This is a genomic window from Pelorhabdus rhamnosifermentans (assembly GCF_018835585.1).
Classification (GTDB): Bacteria; Bacillota; Negativicutes; order UMGS1260; family UMGS1260; genus Pelorhabdus; species Pelorhabdus rhamnosifermentans.
In genome coordinates this window covers 244,927-262,526 of the sequence record NZ_JAHGVE010000001.1, presented here as the reverse complement: position 1 = coordinate 262,526, position 17,600 = coordinate 244,927, and the positions used below count along the sequence as shown (strand labels likewise).

Here is a 17,600-nt window from a genome sequence, read left to right as displayed (position 1 = left end):
AAATATCCTATAAAAAAGCATAAGATTTTCGACTAGATTATTTAGTAACAATTGATGTTGTTTGTTTAGCTTTCTTTACGCCTTGTATAAACTCAGCTATCCTGGCTACAATATATTCTAGGTCATCTTCATTTAATCCATGATGACATCCAATATAAAATCCATTATTATTTATCCATTGAGCCACAGGATAGTTCTTTTCAATATCACCGAATATTTCTTTATAGATCGGCTGATTTAACAGAGGAAGCATAGGTCTACTTTCAATATTATTCTGTTCCAAAAAATCTATTATTTCTTTGCGTGAAAATGGTGCTGTTTTCTTTACTACTATTGGATACATCATAAAAGAATGATCAATATACTTAGGATAATAAGGTAGCTGGAAAAACTCTTCATAATCTTTAAACCGCTCCGTAAGATACGCTGCATTTTCTTTACGTGTCTGCATAATATATTCACGGTTTTCCAATTGAGCAATTCCAAGAGCACCTTCAAGTTCACCTATTCTATAACTATATCCCATCCTTACCATCATAAAACGTTTATCAATATCGGTTTGCATACGTAGTTTGCAAACATACTCCGAATTGGAAGCTACGCATTTCTCACATGTACAAGCTCGTCCATGTGCAATCAGAGAACGGCATATTTCTGCTAATTCTGAGTCATTAGTAGTAATAACTCCACCAACCCCGGTAGTAATCGTATGCGCCACATAAGTACTAAAACCAGAAATATCACTAAAACTCCCTACTGGTTGTCCTTTATATACAGCAAAATGAGCCTCAGCACAATCTTCTATTATCTTAAGATGATATTTTTTACTGATAGCTACAATTTCGTCCATTTCACATGGTTGTCCAAAGGTATGAACAGGCATAATAGCTACCGTATTTTTGGTGATTTTTTCTTCAATTAATTTCGGATTTATATTATAGGATAAAGAATCAACATCCACAAAAACAGGTTTCAGCCTAGCATGAAGACAAGCATTTGAAGTAGCAATAAAGGTAATGGCCGGAACAATAACTTCACTGCCTTCTTTCCAATTATATTTTTCTTTTAATGCCTCTAATGCAGCATGCAATGCAGAAGTTCCACTATTACATGCAATTCCATACTTCTGATTATGCAGCTTTGCGAATTGTCTTTCGAACTTATATACGAATTCGCCTTGTGAAAGTCTGCCTGCATCTAAAGCCATATTTACATATTTCTTTTCTAATTCACTAACATAGGCATAACCCACACCAATTTTTTTTCGCACTCTTCTCTTCCTTTCAGCAAACTATTTGTGCTACATAATTTTCAATAAAAAATTTATATGTCGCTGTAATTCCTTCACATAAGCTGGTTTTTGCTTGCCATTCCCATGCTATCTGTTTTGAAATATCGACGATCTTCTGTTTCATTCCAGCTGGTTTAGAATGATCATGAACAAAACTTCCTTTATATCCAACGATTTCTGCAATAGCCTTATAATATTCATCTATTGTATAGTCTCGACCTATTCCAACATTCATCATTGCAGGCAATGTCTCAAAATGATTGACCGCCCTTATTAAACAGCTGGCAAAATCACTTGCCAACATAAACTCCCGCCTTGCAGTCCCCTCTCCCCATATGGTAACCGTATTTTTCCCCTGTACTTTTGCTTCATGTATTTTGCGAATAACAGCAGGAATCAAATGGGCATAAACTGGAGCGAACTTATCCCAACGACCATAAAGATTACAAGGTATCAATGTCTTATACTGATAAGTACTATCCTCACTTGTTATATACTGACATAAGCGAGCAGTCGTAATTTTGGCCAATGCATACCCTTCATTTGTAGGTTCAAGCTCTCCTTTGAGTACTAATTCTTCCTTGAGTGGATTGAGAGTATCTCTTGGATACATACAAGAGCTTCCAAGATTAATAAACTGTTTTATTCCTGCTTTCCGAGCTGCCCAAACAATATTACGCCCCATATCAAGATTCTCTAACAGAAATCTTACTGGTTGACGTATATTCGCTTGGATTCCACCAACCCGCCCTGCAGCATGAATAATAATATCTGGCTTATTTTGCAGTAGATAGTTTTCAACAGCATGATAATCAAACAAGTTTAGTTCAGAACTTGCTGGAGATAAAACATCAAAACTACTACTATCCGGATGTTCTAAAAAATTTCGCCCCACCATACCTGATCCACCAGTTAGTAACAGACGCATTTTTTTTATTCCTCACTTATGAAAACTGGATTTTTAAATTTTGTATTCTCCTAATCCTTAGATTTCAGTAGACATTTTGACTAACTCTTTCCACGAAAAAATCTTGATATTTGAACCCTCTAACAGCTTTTCAAGATCACTTTTGATTTCTACATCACGATAACTTTCAATTGATAAAATAACCGCATCAACAATTTTGGGATGCTCTAATAACCGTTCAGGCGAGTAAATATCTATATTTTGTATTGCACGATTGTGCATATTTTTATTATTGTCTAAAAAACAGACAATATCAATTTTTTCCTTTCTTAAATCTTCCAATAAATAATGTGCTGTTTTCATTGTGCCAAATATGGCGACATTCTGCACATCGTACATATGTAACACATTAGAAATCCCTCTGTTTTGCAGCAATAATATATCTAACCAACTCTTATACAAACCATTAACATCCGTAGTCGTCTCTTGGACAGTATCTGATATACCAAAATGTTTACTAATTATTTCATTCTGTTCTTTAATTAAATTTCTGTGAAATATTGGATTACTACTTAATCCACCAGTTCTAAAAAAGGCAATTACTTTATCTATATAAAAAGTTGCCTCTGGCTCATTCAAAAAACATTTACTTACAAAGTTAAAATCAGCGGTTATTTTATAAGACAAATCAAACTGTCCATACTGTTTAAATAGTTTCTTGCGTACAAAGAAACCCGCAAACGGAAGCATGCGACCCTGTTTTAAATCTTCCACGGTTGTCAATTGGCCAACTATACTTTCATATTTACTCTTTTCATCTATAAATGTTACGTTGCCATAAACAATATTCACTCGTGGATCGAATCGAAAAACATTCAGAACTTCTTCAATAATTTTATTATCAGCTAAATAATCATCAGAATTAAGGAAAAAAATCACATCACCTGTAGCAAGATCTATCCCCTTGTTAAAAGCATCATAGATACCATCGTCAGGTTCCGAGATAACCTTTGCTATCTTATCAGCATATTTATCAACAATTTGCAGAGTCTTGTCAGTAGATCCACCATCAATGATTATATGTTCTATATTAGGATAGCTCTGTGAAATTATACTACATATAGTGTCCTCTAAAAATTTCTCACTATTAAAAGTAGCAGTAATTATTGATATTTTGGGTAATGACAAATTAACCCCTCCAACAATATAAAATATATAACGAATAATCCACTATTCTATTCATTATATTGCCGCACTTCAAAACCATTTTTCCTACATAAAACATCACGTTGTGCTGATTTTATATCCTCTTGTACCATCATAGATACTAATTGAGCAAATGTAGTTTTAGGCCTCCAACCAAGCTTTTCTCTCGCTTTTGTTGGATCACCAAGTAATAACTCCACTTCTGTGGGACGAAAATAGCGCGGATCCACCTCTACCAATACGTTACCAGTAGCCCTATCCACGCCTTTCTCCTCTATACCGCTTCCGTGCCATACGATTTCAATGCCTGCTTCACAGAAAGCCAATTCAACAAATTCACGTACTTTATGAGTCTGTCCTGAAGCAATAACAAAGTCTTCCGGCTTGTCCTGCTGCAGCATTAGCCACATTGCCTCTACATAATCTTTCGCATAACCCCAGTCCCGTTTTGCATTTAGATTTCCAAGATACAATTTTTTTTGTAATCCTAATTTGATATTAGCTACGGCACGAGTAATCTTCCTCGTCACAAAAGTTTCACCGCGTAATGGTGACTCATGATTAAATAAAATGCCGTTACATGCATATATCCCATACGCCTCGCGATAATTAACAGTAATCCAATATCCATAAAGTTTGGCTGCGGCATATGGACTCCGAGGATAAAAGGGTGTGGTTTCTTTTTGCGGCGTTTCTTGCACTAAACCATACAATTCACTTGTTGATGCCTGGTAAAATTTAGTTTTTTCCTCTAAGCCTAGAATACGAAGTGCTTCCAAAATCCTGAGAGTACCTAATCCATCCGCATTTGCTGTATATTCTGGTATTTCAAATGATACCTGAACATGACTTTGTGCCGCTAAATTATAAATTTCATCAGGCTGTACCTGCTGAATGATTCTAATCAAATTTGTTGAGTCAGTCATATCACCAAAGTGGAGAAAAAAATTCACATGTTCTTCATGTTGATCTTTGTATAAATGGTCGATTCGATCTGTATTAAAAAGCGAAGTTCTTCTTTTTATTCCATGAACTTCGTAACCCTTTTCCAACAAAAATTCTGCCAAATAGGCCCCATCTTGTCCGGTAATTCCCGTAATTAATGCACGTCTAGTCATGTGACACCTTCCTTCCAGAAAAATATCCTGGCTTACATTGAAAATATGAATCTAATCCAAAAACATAGAAAAATTTCGTTCTGCCAGTGTCTCATTTTTCTCTACTATTATTTGCTAAATAACGATTCATAACTTATTCGAGGAAATATATCTAAAAGTCCGCCCTCAGTAGCATTATAAATCAGTTGCCCTTTAGCATCACCATAAGCTTTTATCAATTCATATTGGTTACGCTGAACTTCAATGCTCTTAGCAGCGTGATCGAATGACAACTTGTCAGCCATAGTTTCATGCTCCTTTTCATTATAAAAGCGTTTGTATCCTTCACATTGCAGTTCGTAATGTTCTCGGGTATATCCCCACCAATCATGGTCACACCCAATGAGATAAATGCGATTAAATCCTAAATGTAATGCCAACATCAACGCACATACAATAACATTTTCCCCCCATGGTGGAACATCTAGTGATAAATCCATATCACTAACATTAGTTTTATTCCAATCATAGTGAAAAGCATGTAAATCTATATTAGAATAATTACTTTGAATAAATGAACCTAATCGCTCCACTCCCTTACTCTGCATAAAAAAGGAAATTTTAAAATTTTCTCTTTCAATACCCGACAAAATAGAATAGAGTGCATTTTCTGGTTTATTCCAAAATTCCGGATCCGCAATCACCCAATATTCAGGATGAAGTTCAGCTAATTGGGGATGTTGCTGAAAAGAACTGACAACAATTTTTATATTATCCTTCAATAATAATAAATTCTGCTTAGCAACAGATGGCCCATTACCAATAATAAAACATGGTTGATTGCAATATTTGTTTTTTAGAAGACTATTTTTCTTCAGCATCTTTTCAACATAAGGAGTCTTAGTGGATAAAGTTCTTCCTAAATGTTCTTTAAAGACTTCACAACCATTCCAAAAATGAATATTCTCCTTAAATCCCATATTTTCGAGTTGCTTTGCTATATCAATATCATAAGTGCTAGCAATAATAATCGCTAAATCATCGGGTTCTTCTTCACACAAAATTTTAGGAGATTGAATAGAATGCTGTTCAAAATCAGTTCCCCACTTACTACAATCATTATCTACATAATAAGCAATAGTAAAAGGAATTACTTGTGAAATTATTTTACTAGCATTACCTGTTCCAAAAAGAATAATTTTTTTATTTTTCAACGTTATTAAACTACTTTGCTCACTTATGATTTTTCACCATCCAATAGTTTTCGTAAAAACGCCAAAAATTTTTTCTTGCAAAATTGGTATTGAAATAACTTAGAATGGATCGGAATAATTTTAGTTAAGTCTCGAGTAACTGAAGTATATAAAACCGGTATATAGTTATATTTAGACAATACGCACAAATCGGACCCCTGTAAGTTTGGCTGCAACGAAACAACCGTTTTCCCCATAATATAAGCTTCCAGCAACATGATCGAAGTCATGCCAAACACCATCTTTGAAACAGCAATACATTCCTGAGATTGAATATCTTCAGCAAGAAAACGCACGTCCTGTTTACAAAACTCTTTTTGAATATCACCAAAAAGTTCAATATTATCCTTAGGGTGAAGTTTTACCAAAATACAAGCCTCTGATGAGTAAGAATAAATATTTTTTAGAAACTCTTTCAAAACCGAATACTGTGTATAGCCACGGGAATTACCATAATACTCTGCTATGGCTTCTGAAACGAACAAATAAATAGGACGATCTTCGGGTAAATGATAAGTCCGTCTAATATTCGAAACATTCAAGAAAATAGTTTCGGCAACCCTAGACAGATAAGGCTGGCCAAAAGTCAACAAATGCATTGCTGAAAAACCTTCTGCTAACATTTCTCGCTGACCAATATCATTAATACAATTAATATAGTCAGGTAAATAAGCTAAACGTTCTGCCAACCCCACCCCACTAAATCGCTTGCTATAATTTTGCCAAGAATCCAAAAAAGCAAGGGTAGGGATATGTCGCATTCGCGCATTATACCATAAAAATTTTTCTGACATATCCCGCTCAGGCAAGCTACAAGCTGACGTAATAATACAGTCTGGACGCACCTCGTCAAGCAGAGAAAAATCTCCACATTTCACCGAACAAATCGTGCGATGAACAATCCCTTCTCTCTGAAAACGTTGGCTTCCGTAGCCATAACCACAAACAATAGCTTCATAATCATCGTGATTTTGTAGTAATTGAATGACAGGAATAAGAACTTCGGCTCCACCAGGCTCGCAACTAAAAAAAAGCACCTTTTTAGCCATCATTACACCTTTTCAAGTACTGCGACTAAATAATTTCCTCGGTTGCCCAGTGAATAATTCAAACGGCTATGTAATGCTTCTTCAGCTGCAATCTTTTCCTCATAATTTTCTACATAGCAGTTTCGTTTATGAATAAATAACTGAGGGTTCTGCATATACTCAAGGATATCTGTTGTATATATATCGAGCCATTCAGTACGAAAAGTCAGCAACCGAAAACCAGTAAGTTCAGCTAATCTTTCCAGTGACTTTCGATTAAAGACCTGTTGAGTCGTATAGCCATATAAATGATTCACCTGCCCCTTGTAAAACTCAGTAGCAAAAGAATCGGAATTGGGTGTGTTAATATATAATTTTCCTGCAATCTTTAATACCTTATAAATATCTTGTAACAAACCAACAGGATTAGGTACTCCATACAAAATTTGATGTAAAGTCACAATATCATACTGATCAGCAGGCAGTTTTAATTCTGACAAATAATTCTTGTGAATAGTAAAAAACTGTTCAGCAACAGCAGCAGTAAAGGGATTTACCTCTACTCCTTCCACATCATAAAAATATTTGGCTTTATGCAAAAAATCGCCCACTGAACATCCCACATCAAGTAAGCTTCCACTGGATTTAATACGATAAATATCAGATAATTTATTATCTATAAGCGGATCGGGTTTTTCTGGCAAAGCGGTTTTGTACTTCATCATAATATTAAAATATTCCATCACAATAGCATCATCGCCTTGAAACCCTTCATTAATGCTATCACCAGCTGGTGCAGGATTCATAAAAGCCAGTGAACATTCATTACATTGGACATAATTCAAACTACCATTATTAGCAAAAAAATGATTTTGTTGCGAGCCGCACACTGGACAAACCCGTGAAATCAGTTTCTGTTCCGAAAGGAGCTTAGCATAATTATAATTTTTAAGAAGCCAAGCTCGAATAGCTTTGTTGTATTCTTTATTATAATTTAAATTCATCGCATCGTCGCTGCTTTATCGAAAACTTTAACAATATCATCCATGTCTGACTTCGTTAATGGCGGATAAGTATAGGCTGTTACAATAAATTCCTTATCATAAAATTTCTCCGTAACTGGGCAAATGCCACGGCTATAATTTGGTTGCTCATTATCCTTCAATAATCTATAAGGATAACCATGTTTTAACTGTTCCTTTTTAGAAAAAATCGGTTCTAAATATAGTGGTTTAATATAACCACCAGCTAAACGATACAGAGGAATCCCAAGTTTCCTAATGTTTTCCACATATTGTTCACGACATAGTCCCGCCTTGTCTTCATCATAACGCAGAGGATAAAGATAATAAACGTGTTCCGCATTTTCACGCACCTTAGGAACCGTAAGATATTCTAATTTTGATAGTTTCTCTGACAAATAATTAGCCAAATTAATTCTAGATTCAATAAGAGCAGGCAGCTTTTTAAGCTGTTCAATTGCAATGGCAGCTTCTGTTTCAGTCATACGATAATTACCGCCAACCATATTTGTCAAATTATAATACCCCATATCGTCCACAACCGCTTCTGCATGATTACGAATCAATTGAAGTCGAAGTGCAATCTCATCATCATTAGTTACAGCAATGCCACCTTCACCGCAATGTATAATTTTGTGCTGATTCAAACTATAAACCCCTACATCAGCAAAAGTACCGGCAAATCCCTCATGATAGCGACAGCCAGGGGCATGTGATGTATCTGAGAGCACTTTTAAATTATACTTTTTCGCAATTGCATTGATCTTCACCATATCTGAAGATTGTCCAAATAAGTCAACAGGTAATATTGCCTTTGTACGCGGTGTAATTTTATCTTCAATTTTGACAGGATCCATGCAATAATAGTCTTCTTCAATATCAACAAAAACAGGGATCGCACCATAAAACAAGGGTGCCGTTGCTGAAATACACATACTGTAACCAATAACCAAAACTTCATCGCCCGGACACACTTCCAAAGCACCTAATCCAGCTAACAATGCCGTTGTAGCTGAATTAAAAGAAATCGCATGTTTGACATGATGATATTCGGCCCAGTTTTTTTCAAGTTCAAGAACATTCTTTCCACCACCAAATTTTTCGCTGTGTTTACCCAAAAAATCCGATAATATTCCAGTCCTGACTACAGCTGCTGCTGCCTGAGCTTCTTCCTCACCAATAGGGTTGTACATAGGAAATGCTTTTGTTATTATCTTTTCCATTTTTTCTCCTCCAAACATACTTTTTGATGATTAATATAAGACTTAACTATTGCATCAATAAGCAACTTCGTATTAAAAGATTGTACAGGGGTACTCACGTCATGATTGCGTTGTGAGTTTGTAATTTGCGAGATATAATCAACGGCATCAATTAAGGAATATTGATATTTAGTATCATTTACTAGCGGCTCACGATCATTTAAGACCTTCACACCCGAATAAGCATAATCAGTAACAGTTCTCACTAATATCTGCCGAGAATTATCATTAATTACAATTCTTTGATCAGTAAGTAGCATATCAATTTCAAAAATATGATAATTATAATGATAAGCTTCCGAATCAACAGTCTTTACAGTCACATTAAACTGTGAATAATAAAAAATAAATTCATAAGTGTAATCACGAATCTCCTGATTATATACACGATTATAAGTTAAAACTGCCTCTGGCAGCCCAAATAGAAAAACGAGAGTATCAATCATCGTCACACCAATATGCTCTAAGCCTTTAATATAATAGGCATTAACAGTAAGAACTGATTCCATCGCCTGGGCTAATTGGCTTCGAATTTGCTTATGATAAATCTCATATTGACGCTGAAAATCAACTACGATATGACACTGATTCGCATTGGCCAGTTCAAGCAACTCTGCAATTTCTTGCAAATTTAATGCCAGCGGTTTTTCAACAAATACAGTTTTACAACAATGACTTAATAATAATCTTTTAACTAGCTCATAGTGAGTAGCATCAGGCGTACATACACTAACGACATCATGATATGACTCCAAAAGTTTGTCAATATCAGTGACCTTATGCTCAACCTTCCAATATTTTTGAAATTGTGCTGCTTGATCCTGGTTCACATCACATATAGAAGTAAGTTCATAACCACCATGAGCCATATATGCTCCAGCGTGAGTATAAATTCCTTGATCGCCATTTATCTTTTGCTGATCATACCCACCAGCAATTTGACCGGCCCCAATAATAGCAACAGATAATTTTTTCATAATAACTATATCTCTTCCTTTTTGATAGAAGCAGCCGAACGTTGCACCAAATTTTTCGTTTTCGCAAACAACATAGGGTTACATTTATACAACTCAATCAACTCATCCGTTGTAAAATCAATTTTATCTAAACAATCGTAAACTTCACGGGCCTGCTCAAGATCTTCAAGATAATCTACTGTAAAACGCAATCCCGGATATCGTAATCTATCATCTGCTTCAATATTAAGGATACTATACTCCGCAGGGTGTTCCCATATATAACGCACCACATCTTCTCTGTCCTCCCGTGACAAATTTCCACGTTCATTCAAAGAAATAAGTTTGGCTGCATTTACTACATGACCATAAATTCCTAACGGATAGGTAAGTTTTATGTCATTGCACACATAATCATAAGCGCCCGAATAGTAAACATCGACTAATTTATCAAGCAACTCATAATCAAGATAAGCGGAATCCGCTCCCATTTGTACGACTACATCAGCACTATTTTCTATTAGTGCACTCGCTACCCGGTCCAGAACATCTTCTTCAGATCCACGAAAACAGTTTACATTATGTTGCCTGCACCAAGATTCTATCACATCATCCTGTTCACTAGTCGAGGTAACAACAATAATTTCATCCACATTTTTACACAATTCAAACCTGGTTACAACACATTCCAACAAAGTTACTTGTTTATAAATAGTCATCATTGTCTTTCCCGGTAGACGACTAGACCCCATACGTGCTTCTATTGTTCCAACTACCTTCATATTTTCTTCTCCAATACATAAAAATGAAATGCACAATCGCTATCTAGTACAAAGCTACTCCCGTTCCCAACCAATAAACCTCTAATAACCGCCTTAAGTAACATTCTACTTTTCCAGCCATTTAACCACCTCATAGCATTCCGCATATTTTACACCAATTCTTTGTCCGGCGTTTTCCGCCTCATTCTTAAAAAAATCAATCCATTTGTAAGCGGTCCGCTGCAATTCTGATCTATGTGACAACAATGCTTTTTCCTTTTTATCCCAAAAATCAGTAATATCAATATAAAAATTTCCTTTAAAATCAAGTGTTGAATGATACCAGTTACTGCGGTACATTAACATATTAGGAACGTGTCTGCAAGAATGCATAGAAGATTTAGCCACAGCTTGATGGTCATGATGAATATCCCCCATCCAATGTGTGTAAACCTTATCAATCTTTTTCTCTTCAACAATTTTAATAAGTTCCTGATTGAGTTCCTCATTAAATTCTAATTCAAGCGTTTTAAAATCACCGCATATCAGTTCCACGCCTAATATTTTCATAGCTTTTTGTCCTTCACAAAAAGCTGTTTCATTTGAACGTATTACTTTATGCTGCGGATTAGTAAAACCCGATAAAGTTGCCACATAAGCACAAACATTATCTCCAGACGCCACATGCTTCGCAAGTGCTCCCCCACATCCAAGTTCAATATCATCAAAATGTGCTCCTACAGCTAAAACATTCATTTCTAATAGCCCCTTACCCATCTTAATTTTGGATATTCTCTAACCAACTATTTACCTTACTTATTTTATCTGCATCCCTAAAATCATCTGCAAAACTAAGAAATTTCCTGTATGACTCAATTCTCCATTCTTGTAGCCCTAACCTTTTACATATTTCCGCTTTGTTAAAATACCATCTTGCCTTATTAGGATAAACAAACTCTGAATTCAAAGGGTACATGGCCTGTAATCCTGTAATACTAACAAACAAATTCATCAATACTATATCTTTTTCTGACTTCGTATCTATATTTTTCAAATCTTCATAACTAATTTCATCTTCTAATTGTATCAACTGAGCAAATTCGCTTGTCCCAGAAATACCTTCGCTAAATTCCGCACTCTTGTATTTCTCATTAATATTTTTATTTATAGATAACCTATGGTGCTCCATTATTTGTGTTAATTGGCTCGACGAGAAAACAACACTTTCATACTTCCTTATAGCTTCCAATACTTCCTCGTAAAACCCTAATTCAAAAAAGATCGCAGCTAACACTAAAAACATTTTTGAATCTTTAGGTTCTATATGTAAAAATTGTAGTACGTCCCTCAAAAATTCAATGCTATTTTCGCCTTTACCGTAGACATTAATAATGTAATGCCGAATTCTGCGTGATAGCGAGATATCATCAACAACTTCTATATATTTTTTTAGATATTGAAAACTTCCATCCCGATCACCAAGCTTTTCACAAAGTAAGAATTCCCTTTCATACAACCTCGGACAATCCTCTGTTATCGTACTCAAAATATCCAATGCCTTGAAAACTTCAGTATAATTATCAGATGCAGAATGTAGATCAACAACTCCCCATAAATAGGATTCATACCCCATTTTTTCTACAATCATTCTGGAAATATCACTATGGGTATCAGCAGTTAATAATTCTGCACTCATAACCAAGACATTAGCATCACACAAACGCATTATCTGTAATTCTTCTTTGGATCCTAAAAAATATTCACTGTCTGCAATTTTTAATTCAGCAGGAACATTAACCATTTTAGGAGTAGTCCTACTACTCTCGACTATCTGAATAACAGGAAGCAAAGACTTACAATATCGCTCAATTAACCATGGACCAGTCTGAAGAATACACTCATATTTCTGTTCTAATTTTCCAAATCCATCTTTTGAATCAAGCGTTGTTACAAAAACAAAATCTTTATTTTCTTCTTTAAGTCGCTTCGTTAAATAAGGAAGGCTATTAGGCCAGCCATGAATTATAAAACTATTAAATTGTTTTAATACTTTCTCTATGACCGCAGGATTAATACAAAATGCACAAAAATGCATTGCATCATTATATTTGACAATAGCATCTGATTTTGGAAAACTTCTTAATTTCCACTTATTCTTATTAGCGATTAGAAAATCAGTAAGTGCTGAAAAAAAGTTTTCTTTATAATAATTACTTTGATTATTAAAATCTTTAAATTCCCAATTCGTAGTATAATCCCGCCATGTCCCCGAATAAGCTGCCCTAAATATAGGAATATCAAGATACTCAACAAGATTTTTGAAAATTTCATCTCGATTAGTTACTGGAAATTCAGAAGCTCCCACTAAATCAATTGGCAACAAATGATGCTGCCATGCATATTTTTGATACCTAACAGCAAGATAATCAGCACTTGAACTCCGCTTAAAACTTTTATTCATTTTTGGAAAAACGCATTGTTCTTTTACAAATCCATATTCTGATGCATCATTAAAAAGAAGAATACTTGCTCGTTTTATTTTGCGAATACAATCTAAATAGTCTTTATATCTATCATCGTAGTCCCGACATAAAAAATAGTCCGAGAAGATCAGATCATTTAAAACAAGCTCTGCTCGCGGAGGCAGGCAAATATGTTCAAATCTTATTGGTACACCAATTTCCGCTGAAATTTTTTGAATCTGTTCCGTTTTAACGGGATCTCCTTCATAGATAGTCCCCCAATAATCCCATAAAGATACAATATACAGACACTCTTCTTCTAAACATTCATCTTCATCAGTAGAAAAAGTGTCCACTTTTTCAATTATCTCTTCTAAACTCATCTGCTGAGAAATACTAATACCAAATTCATCGGCAATAACATTTATTAGAACATACCCAAGTGAATCAAGCACATCTTTTATAGGTAGATCATAAGGCAAATAGGAAAAAAAACGTCCTATTTCATTCCTAATATTTTTTCCAGATACACCTTTTTCATTTTTCTGCCATTCTCGCGCCAAAATAACATCATTAGCTGTTTTTTTACGGTTTATTTTTCCTGATGATGTTTTAGTGATAAATTCTTCAGGCACAAACTCTAGTTCAAAACTTTCTAGAGGAAATACCGCTGATAACTTTTTATAAATTTCATTGTATTCACTTTTATCAAAGAATTTCTCTCTTTCCAAAATCACACACAATGTTTGTGTTCCCATTCTCGAATCCTCAATGGCCACGCAGGCACCACGACCTCTGCAATCAGGAACAGTTTCATTTAGAAGAAAATCCAAATCACTTAGCATGTATTTTTTCCCAGCCTGAATCATTACATCATGTTTTCGACCTTCAATAAATAGCTGACCTTCATCCATAAACCCCATATCCCCAGTCGGATAATATCCATCTGAGTCTATAATAGATACGCCATCCATATAAGAAGAAATAGATGTATCGCTTTTGACATAAATCTCGCCATCAACAAATTTCACAAAAGTATTTGGAACTAGAGCACCACAACTTACGGTATGCTTACCATTATGCTCCTTTATTTTAAAACCATCACTCTTTGAAATTGCAAACACATTTTCAGCCATAGCATAACATGTAGAAACAATACCAGAATCAGTTCCTGTTACCTTACAAAATTTCTCAATAGTTTTATAATACGTCGGCTCTGAACAAGAAATCCAATGCCTCATAGTAGACAATGGTTTTCCCCATTTTACATGTGCCATTACTTCAAATCCAAAATTAGGCATATAGCATATAGTACCATTATATTTAGAAATAGCCGCAAATAGCAATTCTCTATTTTCTACCCACGTTATAGGATCCATCATAACAATTGGTATAGAAAGAATTAATGGCATAATAAAACAAGCAATAAAACCCATATCATGGTATAACGGAAGCCATGACACAATACAATCATCATTAGTTAAATTTAACATGCTGTTATATCTAACAGCATGCTTTTCTAATTGCTGAATAGAAAACCTTACTGCCTTACGATAACCAGTAGTACCAGAGGACAATTGAATTACAGAACCGCTAACTATTTTTTCGCATACCGAATCAGCTTCCCCATAATTTCCATCAAAAAATAGCACAGTCGTTTTTTCTTCAAAAATAGGCTTTAGCTCTTCTAATTGTTTATCACAAATTATGCCTTCAATACCAATCTCTTGAATAGTATGTAATACTGATCCCTGCCAATAATTAAGACTCTGTTTTTTGGTGGGATATTGCAGAATTAACGGTTCTTTTCCAGCATCAAGAACAGCTAACCATTGTAATACTAGTTCAGGAGCGGAAGGGAAAACTAGACCAATTTTCTTTTTCTCACCAAATTTAACTTGAATAACTTCACTCAAATATCGTATTTTTCTTCCACATTCCGATAATTTTAATGTATAATCCTTCTCAGTATCGATAAAGTGAATGTCTGGCAATCGCCTGATTACTATATTGAACAATGATCCTCGCTCCCAATGCAGATTTCCCATCACTAGCTCCTAATTATATTCCGTGATTGTTCAGTTCCACAATTAAATAGCATATCAATAGTACTCAAATACGGAATAAACTCTCCATAAAGTTGTGGATAAACGGGATGCTTAAAATCTTGCCAAATAACTTCAATATTTGTTGCAGCAAAAGGTTCTGGATCATAATAGTCTCTTGCACCAACTCCCGATAAATAAATAGTTGCCTGTACCTTCTGCAATATATCTACCAACATTTCATTACTTTTATATTGAGGATCTAAAGTACTTGATAATACCATTTCAACTTTTATATCGAGTAAACTCAATAATATCTCTAATGCATTCAAACTAAAGTCCATCATTCTTTCACATTTAAAATCATACATTTTTTCTACATATGGAAAAATTTCTGCAAAAAAACAAGCTTTCCGATAATTTTCTCGCAATAAATTTAAATTATTATCCCGCCATTCTACACTCTTTTTTAACATAATTTGATTTATTGGCGTACCTACAGGAGCCTTTTCTACACCGAGTGTCAACCATTTTTCACCGTTAGCAGTCTTAATTTTATCGCGATTCATCCAACTTCGACTTGTTCCTCGGACATATTGAACATGATCAAGTATTACATATAAGTCACATTTTAATAATCGATCAAAAAAACCTAAATAGGATAAAAAATCAGGCTGGTGAATAACTACTGTCTTATTTAATAAGTTCAGCATAGTATCATTTCCCTATAAATTTTTTCTAAAGCGTCTGTTTTTATTAAAGACAGACCTTTTTCACTCATTTTTTCAATTTGAAATTCATTATTAAACATTTTTTCATTCATATTTTGGTAGTACCCAGCAAAAATAGATGTCCCCAGAGAATCTAAATATTTTGCAATTTGAATTTCGTGAATCTCATTGGCAATAATTATACAAGGTAACCCAGCAGCATTGGCCTCAATAGGTGTAACTCCTCCACCCGTAATAGCAATATCATAATTGTGCAATTCTTCAATAAGAGATGGTACTGCAAATTTAACAACAAAATTATCGTCCAATACGTTATCCAAAGATTTCCAATGGATAAAAGAAGGCCCTAATATGATTGTCGCCTTTTTTTTATATTTTTTCAAAATATTAATTACTTTAATAGTAACACCATAAGTATCACTGCCTCCTAATGTTACTACTATTTTTTCACACTTCTTTCTCACTCTCTTATATACATCTATTTGCTTATTCAATATCAAATATTCTAAGCCAGTAAATATCTTACGGCCTGCTAGCTCATCAATATTTTCAAAGGTCATAGCAGCAACATTCAAATCTGACAATGCTGCTCCTGTACCCCTATCATCAAATGTAATGACAGAAACCGGATATGATTTTAACATTCTAACATGCCGAGCATCAGTATCTAGTCTATCATTAATCCATATATCAATTGGATATTTCTCAAGCAGCTTAATTTCCCACTTACTTGTAAAGTCGTATAAATCTACAATTTCAAAAGCAATTGATCTATTTTTTAACATATTTAGGGTTGTTTCATTATTATTAACAAATACAATATAAGGTATATTCTTTTCTTTTAAAAAGTCGACGATATTTAACGCTCGAAAAAAATGCCCCATACCCCTAGCATGAGAAGATTCTATACATATTGCAAACACAAACGTATCGCCTCTTCAGTTGTCATCAATTGGCTTCCGCCATGTTCTGCAATATAACAGGCTTTCTTGTAATCTTCAGGCGTGTCGATAGTTAATCGAATATCTGGTCTATTTTTTGATTTATCTACATTAAGTAGAGCAATCTTAAACTCATCAGGATGATCTAAGATATATTCATTTACATGCTCAACATGATGTGGTTCCTTTCCCAAAAGATAACAACGTTTTAAAGCAGCAAATGAGAATATTTCACTACCAACACCAACAGGCAAAGCTGTAAATGAATGTGAATAATCTGCCTGACTCCTTAAATGTAAATTAATCAACCGCACAATCTCTTCTACATCGATAAAGGGATTATCCGCAGTAAGACGAATAACATGCTGAAATTCATATTGTTTTGCACATAAATAATATCTTTCTAAAACATTATTTTCACTACCGCGAAAACAATGAATTCCATTTAAAGCACAGTACTCTGCAACAATATCGTCTCTAACTGACATTGTCGTTGCCAATATCGTAGTCACTGGATATTCAAGAAATTTCAATCGGTAAAATATATGATCAAGTAATTTCTTATTGCCAATTTGTTTTAAAATTTTACCTGGTAGACGACTTGATCCCATTCGTGCCTGGATAATGACACCAATCAT

At 34.6% G+C, this 17,600-nt stretch carries 15 protein-coding genes; all 15 read right to left on the bottom strand.

What is annotated here, in order from left to right; genetic code table 11:
• Positions 1-37 precede the first annotated feature (37 nt).
• The 15 genes from Ga0466249_RS01305 to Ga0466249_RS01235 all read right to left on the bottom strand — a co-directional run bounded on the left by Ga0466249_RS01305 (position 38) and on the right by Ga0466249_RS01235 (position 17,600).
• The gene (locus Ga0466249_RS01305) at positions 38-1,270 is read right to left on the bottom strand and encodes a DegT/DnrJ/EryC1/StrS family aminotransferase (protein WP_215827631.1); all 1,233 of its coding nucleotides are present in this window, start codon (positions 1,268-1,270) and stop codon (positions 38-40) included.
• Positions 1,271-1,283: 13 nt separating this feature from the next.
• On the bottom strand, positions 1,284-2,219 hold the full coding sequence (locus Ga0466249_RS01300; protein ID WP_215827630.1) for an NAD-dependent epimerase/dehydratase family protein: 936 nt from the start codon (positions 2,217-2,219) through the stop codon (positions 1,284-1,286).
• Positions 2,220-2,276: 57 nt separating this feature from the next.
• On the bottom strand, positions 2,277-3,386 hold the full coding sequence (locus tag Ga0466249_RS01295; protein ID WP_215827629.1) for a glycosyltransferase family 2 protein: 1,110 nt from the start codon (positions 3,384-3,386) through the stop codon (positions 2,277-2,279).
• 47 nt (positions 3,387-3,433) lie between these two features.
• Positions 3,434-4,522 (bottom strand): GDP-mannose 4,6-dehydratase, encoded by a 1,089-nt coding sequence (gmd, locus tag Ga0466249_RS01290; protein ID WP_215827628.1) that lies wholly within the window; start codon positions 4,520-4,522, stop codon positions 3,434-3,436.
• Between the two features lie 107 nt (positions 4,523-4,629).
• Positions 4,630-5,715 (bottom strand): 6-hydroxymethylpterin diphosphokinase MptE-like protein, encoded by a 1,086-nt coding sequence (locus tag Ga0466249_RS01285; protein WP_215827627.1) that lies wholly within the window; start codon positions 5,713-5,715, stop codon positions 4,630-4,632.
• Between the two features lie 23 nt (positions 5,716-5,738).
• A complete protein-coding gene (locus Ga0466249_RS01280) occupies positions 5,739-6,806 on the bottom strand; it encodes a hypothetical protein (RefSeq protein WP_215827626.1) in 1,068 nt (355 codons plus the stop codon).
• Positions 6,806-7,786, bottom strand: coding sequence for a class I SAM-dependent methyltransferase (locus tag Ga0466249_RS01275; protein WP_215827625.1), 981 nt, complete (start codon positions 7,784-7,786; stop codon positions 6,806-6,808). The genes Ga0466249_RS01280 and Ga0466249_RS01275 overlap by 1 nt, the downstream gene beginning before the upstream one ends.
• Complete coding sequence (locus tag Ga0466249_RS01270) at positions 7,783-9,027, bottom strand: DegT/DnrJ/EryC1/StrS aminotransferase family protein (RefSeq protein ID WP_215827624.1); 1,245 nt, start codon at positions 9,025-9,027, stop codon at positions 7,783-7,785. Before Ga0466249_RS01270 ends, Ga0466249_RS01275 begins: the two co-directional genes overlap by 4 nt.
• The gene (locus tag Ga0466249_RS01265) at positions 9,015-10,043 is read right to left on the bottom strand and encodes a Gfo/Idh/MocA family protein (protein ID WP_215827623.1); all 1,029 of its coding nucleotides are present in this window, start codon (positions 10,041-10,043) and stop codon (positions 9,015-9,017) included. Before Ga0466249_RS01265 ends, Ga0466249_RS01270 begins: the two co-directional genes overlap by 13 nt.
• Positions 10,044-10,048: 5 nt before the next feature.
• Complete coding sequence (locus Ga0466249_RS01260) at positions 10,049-10,804, bottom strand: cytidylyltransferase domain-containing protein (protein WP_215827622.1); 756 nt, start codon at positions 10,802-10,804, stop codon at positions 10,049-10,051.
• 105 nt (positions 10,805-10,909) lie between these two features.
• The gene (locus Ga0466249_RS01255) at positions 10,910-11,539 is read right to left on the bottom strand and encodes a PIG-L deacetylase family protein (RefSeq protein ID WP_215827621.1); all 630 of its coding nucleotides are present in this window, start codon (positions 11,537-11,539) and stop codon (positions 10,910-10,912) included.
• 22 nt (positions 11,540-11,561) lie between these two features.
• On the bottom strand, positions 11,562-15,293 hold the full coding sequence (locus Ga0466249_RS01250) for an AMP-binding protein (RefSeq protein ID WP_215827620.1): 3,732 nt from the start codon (positions 15,291-15,293) through the stop codon (positions 11,562-11,564).
• Between the two features lie 2 nt (positions 15,294-15,295).
• Positions 15,296-16,003, bottom strand: a complete 708-nt coding sequence (locus Ga0466249_RS01245; protein ID WP_215827619.1) for a WbqC family protein — start codon at positions 16,001-16,003, stop codon at positions 15,296-15,298.
• The gene (locus Ga0466249_RS01240) at positions 15,997-16,944 is read right to left on the bottom strand and encodes a hypothetical protein (protein ID WP_215827618.1); all 948 of its coding nucleotides are present in this window, start codon (positions 16,942-16,944) and stop codon (positions 15,997-15,999) included. The genes Ga0466249_RS01245 and Ga0466249_RS01240 overlap by 7 nt, the downstream gene beginning before the upstream one ends.
• The gene (locus Ga0466249_RS01235; RefSeq protein ID WP_215827617.1) at positions 16,926-17,600 is read right to left on the bottom strand and encodes a cytidylyltransferase domain-containing protein; all 675 of its coding nucleotides are present in this window, start codon (positions 17,598-17,600) and stop codon (positions 16,926-16,928) included. Before Ga0466249_RS01235 ends, Ga0466249_RS01240 begins: the two co-directional genes overlap by 19 nt.

What these genes read in the sequence shown, in the direction of transcription:
- Ga0466249_RS01300 (WP_215827630.1), bottom strand. Translation starts at nt 2,219, where the DNA reads ATGCGTCTGTTACTAACTGGTGGATCAGGTATGGTGGGGCGAAATTTT.
- Ga0466249_RS01265 (WP_215827623.1), bottom strand. Translation starts at nt 10,043, where the DNA reads ATGAAAAAATTATCTGTTGCTATTATTGGGGCCGGTCAAATTGCTGGT.
- Ga0466249_RS01235 (WP_215827617.1), bottom strand. Translation starts at nt 17,600, where the DNA reads ATGATTGGTGTCATTATCCAGGCACGAATGGGATCAAGTCGTCTACCA.
- Ga0466249_RS01280 (WP_215827626.1), bottom strand. Translation starts at nt 6,806, where the DNA reads ATGATGGCTAAAAAGGTGCTTTTTTTTAGTTGCGAGCCTGGTGGAGCC.
- Ga0466249_RS01275 (WP_215827625.1), bottom strand. Translation starts at nt 7,786, where the DNA reads ATGAATTTAAATTATAATAAAGAATACAACAAAGCTATTCGAGCTTGG.
- Ga0466249_RS01255 (WP_215827621.1), bottom strand. Translation starts at nt 11,539, where the DNA reads ATGAATGTTTTAGCTGTAGGAGCACATTTTGATGATATTGAACTTGGA.
- Ga0466249_RS01260 (WP_215827622.1), bottom strand. Translation starts at nt 10,804, where the DNA reads ATGAAGGTAGTTGGAACAATAGAAGCACGTATGGGGTCTAGTCGTCTA.
- Ga0466249_RS01245 (WP_215827619.1), bottom strand. Translation starts at nt 16,003, where the DNA reads ATGCTGAACTTATTAAATAAGACAGTAGTTATTCACCAGCCTGATTTT.
- gmd (WP_215827628.1), bottom strand. Translation starts at nt 4,522, where the DNA reads ATGACTAGACGTGCATTAATTACGGGAATTACCGGACAAGATGGGGCC.
- Ga0466249_RS01270 (WP_215827624.1), bottom strand. Translation starts at nt 9,027, where the DNA reads ATGGAAAAGATAATAACAAAAGCATTTCCTATGTACAACCCTATTGGT.
- Ga0466249_RS01250 (WP_215827620.1), bottom strand. Translation starts at nt 15,293, where the DNA reads ATGGGAAATCTGCATTGGGAGCGAGGATCATTGTTCAATATAGTAATC.